Here is a 12,460-nt window from a genome sequence, read left to right as displayed (position 1 = left end):
GTGCCGTTATGATCAGGGACATGCCGAACCACACAACGCTTCGCACCCTGGCCGCAGCGAGACCTGCCTCGAGACTCGCGCTCGGACTCGCCGCCCTCGCACTCACGCTGCCGTTGGCGGCCTGCGACACCGGCGTCGACCCACGGAACCCCAGTTCCCCCGCTCCCACCGAATCCACCGAAACTGCGTCCCCCAGCGAAGACGCCTCCGAGCCGGACCCCACCGGCAGATGGACCTCGCCGGAAAAGGGCGACCCGTTCCTGGAATTCGCTGACGACGGCTCCCTCGAAGGTTCTGACGGCTGCAATGCGATCGTCACCAGCTGGAAAGCCGAAGGCGATGAGATCGTCATCGATTCATTCATGTCGACGCAGAAGGCCTGTGCAGGTGTCGACACTTGGCTGAGCAAGGCGTCGACAGCCACCATCGACGGCGATGTCATGAAGGTCAAGGACAGCAATGGGAAAGTCATCGGCGGACTGGAGAAGGAAGACAAATGACACAGGAACTCATCGGCCGCTGGGTGGCCGAGACGAACGAACGAGCCTTCCTCGAATTCTCCGAGGACGGCTCACTGCGCGGCAGCGACGGCGCCAACAACCTCGTGACCTCATGGTCGACCGAGCCCGAGGGCGTGATGATCAGATCCTCGCTCATGACGCTCAAAGCCGCCCCCGGAATGCTCACCTGGGTTCCCAAGGCCAGGCGAGTCGAAGCCGACGGCGACCGTCTGCATCTCTTCGACGCAGGCGAGAACCACCTCGGCGATCTTCATCGTCAGCCGCCGGGCACCACCCACAAGCTCGGCGGTCGGTAGATGGCCGGGGGTCTGATCGCACTCCTTGACGACGTCGCCGCGATCGTCAAACTCTCAGCTGCCAGCCTCGACGATGTCGCCGCCGGTGCCTCACGCGCCGGCGCCAAGGCTGCGGGCGTCGTCATCGACGATGCGGCAGTGACGCCGAAGTTCGTCGAAGGAGTCAACCCGAAACGCGAGCTGCCGATCATCCAGCGCATCGCGTTGGGCTCGCTCTTCAACAAGCTCGTCATCATCCTGCCGGTCATCCTGCTGCTCAGCCAGTTCCTGCCCTGGCTCCTCACACCCCTGCTCATGATCGGCGGCACCTATCTGTGTTTCGAGGGTGCAGAGAAGGTCGGTGAGAAGCTCGGGTGGATCGCTCACCACGAGAAGGAGACCCCCGCCGCTGAGAAGACGACCGATGGCGCAGCAGCGGAGAAGAAGGTCGTCCGGTCGGCCATCACCACCGACTTCGTCCTCAGCTGCGAGATCATGGTCATCGCCCTCAACGAGGTGGCCGGTGAGTCACTGACGAGCCGTGCCGTCATCCTCGCCGTCGTCGGCATTGCGATCACCGTCGGCGTCTACGGTGTCGTCGCGCTCATCGTGAAGATGGATGACATCGGTCTGCACATGGCGAAGAAGGACTCCCCCGGACAGCAGAAGTTCGGTCGGTTCCTCGTCGGAGCCATGCCGAAGCTGCTCGCGCTGCTCTCCGTCGTCGGCACCTTCGCCATGCTGTGGGTCGGCGGCCACATCATCCTCGTCGGCACCGATGAACTCGGCTTCCACGCACTCTACGGCTTCGTCCACCACCTCGAAGGACCCGTCGCCGCTATCGCGGCCATCGGCGGATTCCTCGGTTGGCTGGTCAATACGTTCTTCTCCCTCATCCTCGGCGCGATCTGGGGAGGGACCGTCGTCGCCGTCGTCATCGGAGCCAGAGCACTGTTCACCGGCCATAAGACCTCGGGCGAGTCGAACGCCGTCGCCGAGGCGGCACCGCATCCGGATCAGACTCAGTCGTAGTCGTCCGGTCCTCTTCGGCTCACCGCTGGGCGAAGGTCTTCTTCGGTGCTCCTGCCACGATCATCGGAGCATCCGTGACCGGGTCGTCGATGACCGTGCATTCGATGCCGAACACCTCTTGGACGAGTTCCGAGGTGATGATCGTCTCCGGCGGTCCCTGAGCGACGATTGCGCCGTTCTTCATCGCAATGATCTCATCGGCGTACCGGCATGCTTGGTTGAGGTCGTGGAGGACGGCGACGAGCGTGTGCCCGTATTCGTGGTTGAGCTGCGAGAACAGGTCGAGCAGCTCGATCTGGTAAGCGACGTCGAGGAAGGTCGTCGGTTCGTCGAGCAGCAGGAGTGAGGTCTCCTGGGCGAGCACCATGGCTACCCAGACGCGTTGGCGCTGACCACCGGAGAGCTCATCGACGAGTCGCGAGGACAGCTCTTCGGTGTTCGTCGCCCGCAGCGCCGACAGCACCGCGGTTTCATCAGCGTCGGTCCACTGGCGCAGGAACGACTGGTGGGGATGGCGCCCGCGGGAGACGAGCTCGGCGACCGTGATCCCTTCCGGGGCGATGGACGACTGCGGGAGAAGGCCCAGCCGTTGGGCGATCTTCTTAGTCTTCATCTTCGCGATGTTGTTTCCGTCGAGCAGCACTGTGCCCTTCGCCGGCGGCAGCAGCCGGGCGAGGGCTCGCAGAAGGGTCGACTTGCCGCAGGCATTGGGACCGACGATGATGGAGAACTTTCCGTCCGGAATGCTCACATCGAGATCGTTGACGATCTGGCGCTGGTCATAGGCCAGATCGAGGTTCTCGGCGATCAGCGGTGAGGATGCGCCGGCGGTGGTGGGAGTGCTCATGATGCCTTCCGAGCTTCTTGGATGAGGAGCCAGATGAGGTAGATGCCGCCGATGCTCACGGTGATCACGCCCACGGGCAGCTGGATGTCACCGAAAGCATGCTGGGCGATGAGATCAGCGCCGACGAGGAGCAGCGCTCCGACCGCCGCAGAGGTCAGCAGGCTGGTGCCCTGCGCCCGGGCGATCCGCCGTCCGATCTGCGGGGCGGCCAGGGCGACGAAGGCGATCGGCCCTGCGGCGGCTGTGACCACGGCGACGAGAGCGACGGCGATGACGATGAGCACGGCTCGGATGGGTTCATTGCGTACGCCCAGGGCCTTCGCCGTGTCATCGCCGAGTTCTAAGGTTCCCAGGTCTCTGGCGAAGAGACCGCAGGCGAGGCCGAGGACGATCGTGGCCACAGCTGCCGGGGCGATGGTCGACCAGCCCATTCCATTGAGGGTGCCGGCGCCCCAGGTGGCAGCCGCCATCGCGAGCTCAAGGTCGGCGCGCATGATCAGCCAGGTGTTGAAGGCATTGAGCATGGCCGTCAGAGCGATTCCCACGATGATGAGCCGGAACCCCTGGACACCGCCCTTCCACGTGAGCAGGTAGACGACCACTGCCGTGAGGAGCCCGCCGATGATCGCTCCTGCCGCAGTGGAGACGAAGCTCGTGCCGAAGACGATGATCGTGACGATGCCGCCGGTGTAGGCACCGGTGGAGAAACCGATGATGTCGGGAGAGCCGAGAGGGTTGCGCGTCAGCGATTGGAACACGGCTCCGGAGACTCCGAGTCCGGCCCCGAGGACGATTCCGGCGATGATGCGCGGTGCCCGCCACTCCCCGACTACGGTGTTGACGATGCGCTTCTCCGCGGCACCGAACAGTCCCTGGAAGACTTCGGTGGGAGTCAGCGAGAACTTGCCGAGCATAAGACCGGCGAACCCGCAGGCCAATGCCAGAAGAGTGATGATTCCTGCGGTGATGACGACCCGCATGTCGATGCGGAATCCGAAGACGCGCACCATGGGACGGCCGAAGTCGACCTTCTCCCCCGGCAGGGCGCGCGGATGCGCGGTGAGGGCGCGGTCGGGGACCGCGAGATTGGTGGTTTTCACAGACCGCTCGCCTTCTTCCGGCGGACAAGGGCGATGAGCACCGGAGCGCCGACGAACGCGGTGACGACTCCGACCTGGAGTTCGCCGGGCTTCATCACGACTCTGCCGATGACGTCCGAAGCCAGGAGCAGAATGGGTGACAGGACGAGTGAGTAGCCGAGAATCCAACGCTGGTCGGGGCCGACGATCCACCGAGCGATATGCGGAATCATCAGACCGATGAATCCGATCGGCCCGGCTGCGGCCGTGGCCGCTCCGGCCAGAAGGGTCACGGCGAGGATGGAGAGCACTCGGGTGCGGTTGACCGAGGTGCCGAGGCTGGCGGCCAGGTCATCGCCGAGGGCGACTGCGTTGAGTGAGTGCGACAGTGCCAGTGCGAGCACCGTGCCGATGATCATGAACGGCAGGATTGCGGTGATCGTATCGAAGTCACGGCCGGCGATCGCGCCGACGTCCCAGGACCGGAAGGCGTCGAAGGCACGTTCGTTGGTCAGCAGGATCGCTTTGGTCAGCCCGGTGAGCACCGCGGCGACGGCGACTCCGGCCAGAGTCAGGCGGATCGGGTCGACGGTGCGGTTGCGGCCCGCGGACCCGATGACGTAGACACCGACGGTGGTGACGAGGGCGCCGCAGAAGGCGAACCAGATGTAACCGGTGATCGAGGAGATTCCGAAGAATGCGACCCCGATCGTAATCGCCAGGGAGGCTCCGGCGTTGACGCCGAGGATGCCCGGGTCGGCCAAGGGATTGCGAGTCAGAGCTTGGATGAGCCCGCCGGCCAGACCCAGTCCCATGCCGACGAGGATGCCGAGCACGGTCCGCGGCAGGCGCAGTTCGAGGACGACGAGCTGATCGTCGCTGCCGGTGGGAGCGAAGAAGGCTCCGAGGACTTCCGAGATCGGCATATCCCTCGCGCCGATGGCCAAGGACGCTGCGACCACGACGATGAGCGTGACGATCGCCGCGACCAGTCCCAGCACTCGTCTGATCCGCAGGCTCCCACCGGTCGAATGACTGGTGTCGGGATGCGGTTTCGCCTCAGCAGAGGTGGCGGAACCGGTCATCGAGGTGGTCCTTTGAGTGAAGTGGCGATCAGTTGACTAAGGGCAGGCTAACCACACTGTAACTCACTGGACCACCTCAGCCAAGCGAGAGGAGTCTCACTCGGCTGTGATCCTGCCGATCCTCTCGGACACCTGACGCTGGATCCGGGAGAGCATTCCGCTCATTCCGCGCAGCCTCAGTGGGCTGACTGCCTCCGACATCGACAGGCGCAGCGGCAGGTCGGCGGGCACCGACAGAATCTCCTCGGCGCTGCCTCCGTCGAGTCCTTCGTGGAGGATCCCGGCGAATCCGCGGGTCGTCGGTGCCTCTGGGGGTGCGGAGAAGTGCAGGCGCACTTCTGCCTGCTCCCCCGCCTCGGGGTCGGCCACTTCGGTGACGAGGAAGATCGGCGACTGGCATTCGGGGACGGGCTCGAGCAGTTCGGGGTGATCCGTGTACTTCTCGGGCAGGTCCGGAAGGTCCATCGCGAATTCCAGCAGCACCTGCAGACGGTCATCGGCCGGGGTCTCAGCGAAATCTGTGACGATCTCTGCCAGCGCCTCCGGCAGGTCATCGGTCTTGGGCGTCGTGGTCTCGGTCATCAGCGTCCGGGTGCCTCTCCGGGCTCGGCTCCGGTGACGATCGGCACGCCGACGACGTTGCCCCATTCGGTCCAGGAGCCGTCGTAGTTGCGCACATTGTCATATCCGAGCAGGTGCTTGAGGACGAACCAGGTGTGGCTGGAGCGTTCGCCGATGCGGCAGTAGGCGATCACCTCGTCGCTCTGACCCAGTCCGGCCTGTTCGGTGTAGAGCTCCTTGAGTTCGGCAGCGGACTTGAAGGTGCCGTCCTCGTTGGCTGCCTTGCCCCAGGGCATCGACTTCGCGCCGGGGATATGGCCGCCGCGCAGTGCGCCTTCCTCCGGGTAGGCGGGCATGTGGGTGCGTTCACCGGTGTACTCCTCGGGGCTGCGCACATCGATGAGGGGCAGTTCGCCGAGGCTGTCCCTGACCTCGGGCAGGAAGGCGCGGATGACCGAATCGTCGCGTTCGACGACGGGGTATTCGGTGGGTTCGGGCGTCGGCTTCTCGGTGGTCATCTCGCGGCCTTCGGCCTGCCATTTCGCGCGACCGCCGTCCATGAGGCGGACGTCGTCGTGGCCGAAGAGGGTGAAGACCCACAGGGCGTAGGCGGCCCACCAGTTGGACTTGTCGCCGTAGACGACGATGGTGTCATCGCGGGAGATGCCCTTGGCGGACATGAGTGCGGCGAATCCTTCGCCGTCGACGTAGTCACGAGTCACGGGGTCGTTGAGTTCGGTGTGCCAATCGACCTTGACTGCTCCGGGAACGTGCCCGGTCTCGTAGAGCAGCACGTCTTCGTCGCTTTCGACGATGACGAGTCCGGGATCGCCTGCATGATCAGCCACCCATTCGGTGCTGACCAGTCGGGTTCCGTCCGCGTATTCGGCGAACTTCGGTGCGGGATCGGCCGGGATCGAAGTGCTCACGCATTCCTCCTCATGATTGGTGACTGGGTGTGCTCGCTGTGGCAACGTCGAGCGCGTTCAGCATATTCCTTTTCAGGGACGACTGAGGAATGCCGTCAGCGCTGAGACGAACGCCTGCGGTTTCTCCGAATGCACCCAGTGGCCCGAGCCCTTGACCGTGAGAAGTGTCGTGCGCGGGAACAGGCCACGCATCTGCGGCAGGTCGTCACGGTCGACGTAGTCCGATTTCTCGCCGGCGACCCACAGCACGGGGTGATCGAAGACGGCATCTCCCATGTCCGGGAAATCCCCGATGATGTCGAGGCTCGAATGCAGGAGAGCGAGGTTGGGCTGCCAGGAATACCCCGCCGAGGTGGGGCGCAGGTTCTGCAGCAGGAATCCCCTGATCGCGGCCTCGGGGATCGGCTCCTGAAGAGCCGCATCGGCCTCGGTGCGCGAGGTGATCTGGTCGAGGTCGAGGGCGGCCAGACTCGAGAGCAGATGGTCGAAGACACCGGTCGAGCCGCCGGCGGTGGGGCCGATGTCGACGACGACGAGGCGGTCGATGAGTTCCGGGTGGCGCAGGGCGAGCACCATGGCGACCTTTCCTCCCAGGGAATGTCCCACCAGATGCACGGGCTGTTCACCAGGGTCGACCGCCTCGGCGATATGGGCCGCGACGGCATCGGCGAGCTCGACGTAGTCGAAGGTCTCGGTCCATTCGGACTCGCCGTGGTTGGGCAGGTCGACGAGGAGGCTGGAGAAGTCGGGCTCGATGTCCTTGGCGATGCGGGTGAAGTTCTTGCCCCGGCCGAACAGTCCGTGCAGGAAGACGACCAGGCGCCCGGAATCGCCGATGCGAGTGCTGTTGATGGTGGTCACGTCTCCAGCCTATCCGGTCGGCCTCCTCTCGAGTCGGCTTCCCCGGCAGACCGCCGCACCCGACGGATCCCGCACGGGTAGGGTGAGGGGCATGCACTTCTCCGAATATGACACCCGACTTGCCGGTTACGCGGTCATCGTCAATGACGACGACGAGATCCTCCTCAGCTGGTTCAACGGCGGGAAGGACCGCCTGCACGCGATCTGGACGCTGCCCGGCGGCGGGATCGAATTCGACGAGAGCATCGAAGCGGGGACAATCCGGGAGATCAAAGAGGAGACCGGCTACGACGCTGAGCTGGTCCGCCCCCTGACCACGCATTCCTTCACGGAATCACGTCGCAATCCGGCGTTCGGCGACTCGACGGCGCGCCCCTTCAAAGGTGCGCGTGTCGTCTATGAGGCTCGCGTCACCGGCGGCACGCTGGGCACCCTCGAAGTCGATGGGACGACGGATCGGGCGGAATGGCTGCCGATCGCTTCGCTGCCGGATGTGCGCCACGCCCGCATCATCGACATCGGCCTCGATGCGTGGCGTGCCGCTGTGTGAGCTCTGCGCAACGGCGCAGAAGCGCACGGTCGCCGGTCACTTAACCTTGTCGGCGATGAGATCCGGGAGCTTCTCCGCTGTGTATTGTGCCGAGAGGATCGAGTTGAGTGAGAATGCCTTGCGGATGTCGTCATTGTCCGTGGTCAGAACGAAGTCGTGCCCGTCTTTGACGGCCGGGATGCGCTGATAGGCAGCATCGTCGGTGACATCGGTGTCCTCGATGTAGATCGGGAACGTCAGCAGCAGGTCCGCGTCGAGCTGATCGAGGTTCTCCTCGGAGATCGCCACGGAGAAGCCCTCGGCCTTCATTCCGGCGATCGTCTCGGACTGCTTGAAGCCGAGCTGCTCCATGACCTGCACGCGACCTGATTCCTCGACGTAGGCGCCCCATCCGTCGGCGGTCTTCGCTGCCACGGTCACGGACTTGTCCTCGAACTCGGGATGAGCTTCGCGCGCATCGGCGTAGGTCTTGTCGAGGTCGTCGAGCAGCTTCTTCCCGTCGTCGTCCTTGCCGAGCGCTTGGGAGACGAGTTCGACCTGCTGGTCCATGGTCGTCAGGTAGTTGTCGCCGCCCTCGGGAACTCCGACCGTCGGAGCGATCTCGGAGAGGCGGTCGTAGCGCTCCTTCTCTCCGGAGCTGTTCGTATCGAGGATGACGTCGGGCTCCAGTGCCGCGATGGCCTCATAGTCGGGTTCCATCGTCGCGATGATCTCCGGGGCCTGGTCATAGAGGTCCTCGGCCCAGGACCCGACGCCCTTGCCGCCGAATTCCACCCAGTCGGAGGCGCCGACGGGTTGGACTCCGAGCGCCAGGGCGGTCTCGGCATCGCCCCACCCCAGGGCCACGACCTTCTGCGGATCGGCGGGCACCTCGACGGCGCCGAATTTCGTTTCGACGGTGGGACCCGACGCTTCGTCGGCTGAGTCCGCTCCTCCGCCGCAGCCGGCGAGGACGAGGACGGAGGCAATCACTGGGGCGAGAATACGGCGCATGGAATCCTTCTTGAGTAGTTAGGCGAGCCTAGCTTAACCCATTTTTGCGATGTCGCGATGCCCACCGCGCGGCCGCCTCGGCGAGGGATCGATTATCGGATCAGGGCGTCCTGATCTCCAGACCGTCGACGTCCATGCCGTCGAGGGCGACCATGCGTGAGCGTCGGCCGGTGATGATGCGGTGGATGACCCACACCAGTAGGAACGCGGGCAGCCCGGCATAGGCGCTGGCGACCTGGAGGAGCTGGCCGTTGACGATGGCCTGCACGTTCTGTCCGATGATGACGATGATGAGCATGATCAGCGCAATGATCGGGCCGATCGGGAACAGCGGCGCCCGGTACGGCAGATCTGCGACATCATGGCCCTGCCGCACATAGGCACGGCGGAACCGGAAGTGACACCAGGCGATCCCGACCCAGACGATGAAGCCGGAGAGGCCGGAGACGTTGATCAGCCAGGTATAGGCCCCGCCGTCGCCCATGATCTCGGTGAGGAATCCGAACAGACCGATCGCGGCGGTGGCCAGCAGCGCCATGACGGGGACTCCGCGTTCGTTGAGGCGGGCGAACAGCTTCGGGGCTGTTCCCTCTTCGGCCATGGCATAGAGCATGCGAGTGGAGGCGTAGAGACCGGAGTTGCCGGCTGAGAGGATGGCGGTGAGGATGACTGCGTTCATCATCCCGGCGGCCACGGCGATTCCGGCGCGTTCGAAGACGAGCGTGAACGGTGAGGCGGTGATGTCCTCATTGTTCGCCGAGGCCAGCAGGGACGGGTCGGTGTAGGGCAGGAGGAAGCCGATGACGGCGATGGCTCCGATGTAGAAGAGCATGATGCGCCAGAACACGGTGCGGATGGCTCGGGGCATGTCCCTGCGCGGGTTCTCCGACTCCCCTGCGGTGACGCCGACGAGTTCGGTGCCTTGGAACGAGAATCCGGCGATCATGAACACGCTGATGACCGACATCCACCCGCCGACGAACGGGGCCTCGCCTGCCGTCCAGTTGCTCAGTCCGGGTGGGGTTCCGCCGAGGATGCCTGCGATCATGAGCACGCCGAGGACGAGGAACGCCAACACCGCCGTGACCTTGATGGCGGCGAACCAGAACTCGCCTTCGCCGAAGGCCTTCGCGGACAGGAAGTTCAGCCCGGCGAGGAGGATGAGGAAGACCGCCGCCCAGATCCACGACGGGAGGTCGGGGAACCAGAAGGACATGATGACACCGGCGGCGACGAGTTCGGCGGCCAAGGTGATCGCCCAGTTGAACCAGTAGTTCCAGCCCATGGCGAAGCCGAATGAGGGGCTGACGTATTTCGTGCCGTAGGTGTGGAACGATCCGGCCACGGGCAGGTGAGTCGACATCTCACCCAGGGACTGCATGACGAAGAGGACCATGATGCCGATCGCCGCGTAGGCCAGCAGAGCACCGCCGGGGCCCGCCTGGGAGATCGTGCCGCCGGAGCCGAGGAAGAGCCCGGTGCCGATGGCACCCCCGATGGCGATCATCTGCAGGTGACGAGACTTCAGTCCTCGTCGGAGTCGGCGTTCTTCGCTCGCCGAGGCAGGTGGCATTCCCATGGTCATCCTCGTTCGTGGTTCGGCAGGTCCGCGCACGAGGACCCTGGCCATTCCTACCACACACGGGTCCATCCGCGGCCGATGGGAACGGCGGGTGGGAGCAGGGTCACATCCTCCTAGGCGGCGATTCGAGCAGCCGGAGTATCGGCTTGAGTGCGGACCGGATGCTGATGACGCGGAACGCCTGGTCACGGGCGAACGCGAAGAGGCGAGACCGATCGAACATCAGCCGGGCCAAGGCGCGGGAGTTGTCGTGAGCGGCTTCGACTCGTGGTCGCTGGCGGGCCTCGAACCTCTCGAGCACTGCCTCAGGTGCGTCGGCTGTCGCTGGTCCGCCCGGACTCGAGGGGGTCCCAGGCCCAGCGACCAGGGCAGAGAGCTCTTCGGCAAGAACCCCGGCCGATTCCATCGCCATTCCGGCACCGATCCCGGCCGTGGGGAGGAAGCCTGCCGCCGCATCACCGAGCAGAACGGTGCGACCACGGCTCCAGCGCTGTGCCCGAGAATCTCGCAGCGGCCAGAAGAAGGGGTCGTGTGTCTCTGCGACTGCGGTCAGGCAGGCCGCGATCCGTGACGTCAGATCCGTGAGGCGGCCGCGGACCTCCGCCGCGAATCGCCGCGGGCCGAGCGGCTGCCGGGAATCCGGACAGCCGAGAAAGACTCCGACGGCGCCCTTGACCGGGTAGATGCCGAGGAAGAACCCGTCGCCCCAGATCTCATTGACGGCGTCGTCATCGGCATCCGCCTCGGCCCAGCAGACCCATCCGCCCCAGGTCGTATCCACGGCGTCCCCCACCCAGGACTCGGCGGAGTCGGCCTCGGTGGTGCTGCCGCTCACGAGCCGGCGGGTTCGGGAATTCATTCCGTCAGCGATGACGACGATGTCGAAGGCGAGGTCTGACGACGGGCTCCGGCTTCGGCCGCCGGGGTCCGCACCGGCCACGGTCACGGTGGTGCCGTCATCAGCCAGCCCGGTCACTGTTGTGTCAAAGGCGATCGGGCAGTCATCGCCGGTGAGCACGTCGAGCAGGGCCGCGCGTGAGAGTCCGCGGTAGTCGCCGTAGTCGGCCAGCAGATCGCCGAGGTGGTCCTGCCTGAGAACTCTGCCGGTATGCGCATGTGCGATGTAGCGGTTGATGCCGACGCTGGCATTGAGGTAGGCCTGCCGGGAATCGAGCTCGTCGATGATGGGATCGACCATGGGCATGAGAGCAAGCATGTATCCGGCCCGGTTGTCACCGGTCATCCGCCCGGCATCGGCGGAGCGGTCGATGAGGATCGGGTGCATGCCGCGGGCGCGGAGCAGCTGAGCCAGGGTGACCCCGGCGATTCCGGCTCCGACGATGAGGATGCGCGGCTCTTCTGAACTCACGTTCTTCAGCTGCTCGTCGACTGTGGCCGCGGTGATCATGCGTGGGCTCCTCCGGGGACCGATTCGCTGCGCCGCCCCGTGTTTGGACCGGCTGGTCCAAACACGGTATCACTGGGTGGACCACCTGGTCCAGAAGTGTGTCGGACATTGCTAGACTGACTTCGTGTCCGAGACTGCGCTGGCGCGCATGCGCCCCGAGAAGCGAGCCGCGCTCATTGATGCCGCGGCGCGAGAATTCGCCTCGCGGACCTTCGAGGAGGCGTCGCTCAATCGGATCATCTCCAGCTGCGGGATGAGCAAGAGCTCTTTCTACCATGTCGTCGGCTCGAAGGACGGTCTCTTCTCCCTCGTCGTCGCTGATCTCGCTGCGGCAGCCCGTCGATTCTGGACACCGCCTGCTCCGGGCAGCTTCGCGGACAACTTCTGGGACAGTGCGCGCTCGGTCTGGGACGACGTTGTGCGAACGTGGCCCGATAGCCGTGAGCTCACGCTGCTGTGGCACATCGTCTATGCGAACTCGGATGATCCCGCTGTCCGCGAGCTCGCCGGTCGTGTCGAAGAATGGGTGCGTGCGGTGCTCATTGCCGGACGTGAGACTGAGGCGATCGATGCCGAGTGTCCGCTCGAACTCCAAACCCTGTCGGTGTTCTCACTCTTACGCACCTTCGACGAATGGGCTCTGAAACTCGCGGAGAATGACAGCTCAGCCGTCGACACGGAAACGGCCGCAGTCCATCAGTTCCGTCTGCTCGCACGACTGCTGCGTGCCTGACTGT

The 12,460-nt window shown here is 65.0% G+C and carries 14 protein-coding genes; 5 read left to right on the top strand and 9 right to left on the bottom strand.

The window, feature by feature from the left end; genetic code table 11:
- The first annotated feature begins 20 nt into the window (after window positions 1–20).
- From FHG09_RS12285 to FHG09_RS12275, 3 genes are read left to right on the top strand one after another with little or no spacing between them, the layout of a single operon-like run.
- Complete coding sequence (locus FHG09_RS12285) at window positions 21–500, top strand: META domain-containing protein (RefSeq protein ID WP_152347939.1); 480 nt, start codon at window positions 21–23, stop codon at window positions 498–500.
- Window positions 497–817, top strand: a complete 321-nt coding sequence (locus tag FHG09_RS12280; protein WP_152347938.1) for an META domain-containing protein — start codon at window positions 497–499, stop codon at window positions 815–817. Before FHG09_RS12285 ends, FHG09_RS12280 begins: the two co-directional genes overlap by 4 nt.
- Entirely contained in the window at window positions 818–1,828 is a 1,011-nt protein-coding gene (locus tag FHG09_RS12275) for a DUF808 domain-containing protein (protein ID WP_152347937.1), read from the top strand.
- Window positions 1,829–1,847: 19 nt separating this feature from the next.
- On the opposite strand, the gene FHG09_RS12270 is transcribed toward FHG09_RS12275, so the two are convergent.
- From FHG09_RS12270 to FHG09_RS12245, 6 genes are all read right to left on the bottom strand, one after another.
- On the bottom strand, window positions 1,848–2,675 hold the full coding sequence (locus FHG09_RS12270) for an ABC transporter ATP-binding protein (RefSeq protein ID WP_152347936.1): 828 nt from the start codon (window positions 2,673–2,675) through the stop codon (window positions 1,848–1,850).
- A complete protein-coding gene (locus FHG09_RS12265) occupies window positions 2,672–3,685 on the bottom strand; it encodes an iron chelate uptake ABC transporter family permease subunit (protein WP_152348053.1) in 1,014 nt (337 codons plus the stop codon). Before FHG09_RS12265 ends, FHG09_RS12270 begins: the two co-directional genes overlap by 4 nt.
- Window positions 3,686–3,771: 86 nt before the next feature.
- The gene (locus FHG09_RS12260; RefSeq protein WP_152347935.1) at window positions 3,772–4,839 is read right to left on the bottom strand and encodes an iron chelate uptake ABC transporter family permease subunit; all 1,068 of its coding nucleotides are present in this window, start codon (window positions 4,837–4,839) and stop codon (window positions 3,772–3,774) included.
- Between the two features lie 96 nt (window positions 4,840–4,935).
- A complete protein-coding gene (locus FHG09_RS12255) occupies window positions 4,936–5,421 on the bottom strand; it encodes a SufE family protein (protein ID WP_152347934.1) in 486 nt (161 codons plus the stop codon).
- Window positions 5,421–6,329, bottom strand: a complete 909-nt coding sequence (locus tag FHG09_RS12250) for a sulfurtransferase (protein ID WP_152347933.1) — start codon at window positions 6,327–6,329, stop codon at window positions 5,421–5,423. The genes FHG09_RS12255 and FHG09_RS12250 overlap by 1 nt, the downstream gene beginning before the upstream one ends.
- Window positions 6,330–6,401: 72 nt before the next feature.
- Window positions 6,402–7,190, bottom strand: a complete 789-nt coding sequence (locus tag FHG09_RS12245; RefSeq protein ID WP_152347932.1) for an alpha/beta fold hydrolase — start codon at window positions 7,188–7,190, stop codon at window positions 6,402–6,404.
- A gap of 91 nt (window positions 7,191–7,281) precedes the next feature.
- Here FHG09_RS12245 and FHG09_RS12240 point away from each other — a divergent pair, with 91 nt between their 5' ends.
- A complete protein-coding gene (locus FHG09_RS12240; protein WP_152347931.1) occupies window positions 7,282–7,740 on the top strand; it encodes an NUDIX hydrolase in 459 nt (152 codons plus the stop codon).
- A 36-nt stretch (window positions 7,741–7,776) separates the two neighbouring features.
- Here the strand turns inward: FHG09_RS12240 and FHG09_RS12235 are convergent, their stop codons facing one another.
- The 3 genes from FHG09_RS12235 to FHG09_RS12225 form a co-directional block, all read right to left on the bottom strand.
- Window positions 7,777–8,733, bottom strand: coding sequence for an ABC transporter substrate-binding protein (locus FHG09_RS12235; protein WP_152347930.1), 957 nt, complete (start codon window positions 8,731–8,733; stop codon window positions 7,777–7,779).
- Window positions 8,734–8,833: 100 nt separating this feature from the next.
- Window positions 8,834–10,312, bottom strand: a complete 1,479-nt coding sequence (locus FHG09_RS12230) for an amino acid permease (RefSeq protein WP_319803260.1) — start codon at window positions 10,310–10,312, stop codon at window positions 8,834–8,836.
- A 106-nt stretch (window positions 10,313–10,418) separates the two neighbouring features.
- The gene (locus tag FHG09_RS12225) at window positions 10,419–11,723 is read right to left on the bottom strand and encodes an FAD-dependent oxidoreductase (RefSeq protein WP_152347929.1); all 1,305 of its coding nucleotides are present in this window, start codon (window positions 11,721–11,723) and stop codon (window positions 10,419–10,421) included.
- A gap of 124 nt (window positions 11,724–11,847) precedes the next feature.
- Between FHG09_RS12225 and FHG09_RS12220 the strand changes: the two genes are divergently transcribed.
- Window positions 11,848–12,456, top strand: coding sequence for a TetR/AcrR family transcriptional regulator (locus tag FHG09_RS12220; RefSeq protein WP_152347928.1), 609 nt, complete (start codon window positions 11,848–11,850; stop codon window positions 12,454–12,456).
- Window positions 12,457–12,460: the final 4 nt, after the last annotated feature.

The sequence above is a fragment of the Brevibacterium sp. CFH 10365 genome (assembly GCF_009299785.1).
GTDB classification, from domain to species: Bacteria; Actinomycetota; Actinomycetes; order Actinomycetales; family Brevibacteriaceae; genus Brevibacterium; species Brevibacterium limosum.
This window is presented reverse-complemented; position numbering and strand designations above follow the sequence as displayed.

Excerpts from the sequence above, each read along its gene's own strand:
- FHG09_RS12285 (WP_152347939.1), top strand. The coding sequence starts at position 21 with ATGCCGAACCACACAACGCTTCGCACCCTGGCCGCAGCGAGACCTGCC.
- FHG09_RS12280 (WP_152347938.1), top strand. The coding sequence starts at position 497 with ATGACACAGGAACTCATCGGCCGCTGGGTGGCCGAGACGAACGAACGA.
- FHG09_RS12275 (WP_152347937.1), top strand. The coding sequence starts at position 818 with ATGGCCGGGGGTCTGATCGCACTCCTTGACGACGTCGCCGCGATCGTC.
- FHG09_RS12270 (WP_152347936.1), bottom strand. The coding sequence starts at position 2,675 with ATGAGCACTCCCACCACCGCCGGCGCATCCTCACCGCTGATCGCCGAG.
- FHG09_RS12265 (WP_152348053.1), bottom strand. The coding sequence starts at position 3,685 with ATGGTGCGCGTCTTCGGATTCCGCATCGACATGCGGGTCGTCATCACC.
- FHG09_RS12260 (WP_152347935.1), bottom strand. The coding sequence starts at position 4,839 with ATGACCGGTTCCGCCACCTCTGCTGAGGCGAAACCGCATCCCGACACC.
- FHG09_RS12255 (WP_152347934.1), bottom strand. The coding sequence starts at position 5,421 with ATGACCGAGACCACGACGCCCAAGACCGATGACCTGCCGGAGGCGCTG.
- FHG09_RS12240 (WP_152347931.1), top strand. The coding sequence starts at position 7,282 with ATGCACTTCTCCGAATATGACACCCGACTTGCCGGTTACGCGGTCATC.
- FHG09_RS12235 (WP_152347930.1), bottom strand. The coding sequence starts at position 8,733 with ATGCGCCGTATTCTCGCCCCAGTGATTGCCTCCGTCCTCGTCCTCGCC.
- FHG09_RS12230 (WP_319803260.1), bottom strand. The coding sequence starts at position 10,312 with ATGGGAATGCCACCTGCCTCGGCGAGCGAAGAACGCCGACTCCGACGA.
- FHG09_RS12225 (WP_152347929.1), bottom strand. The coding sequence starts at position 11,723 with ATGATCACCGCGGCCACAGTCGACGAGCAGCTGAAGAACGTGAGTTCA.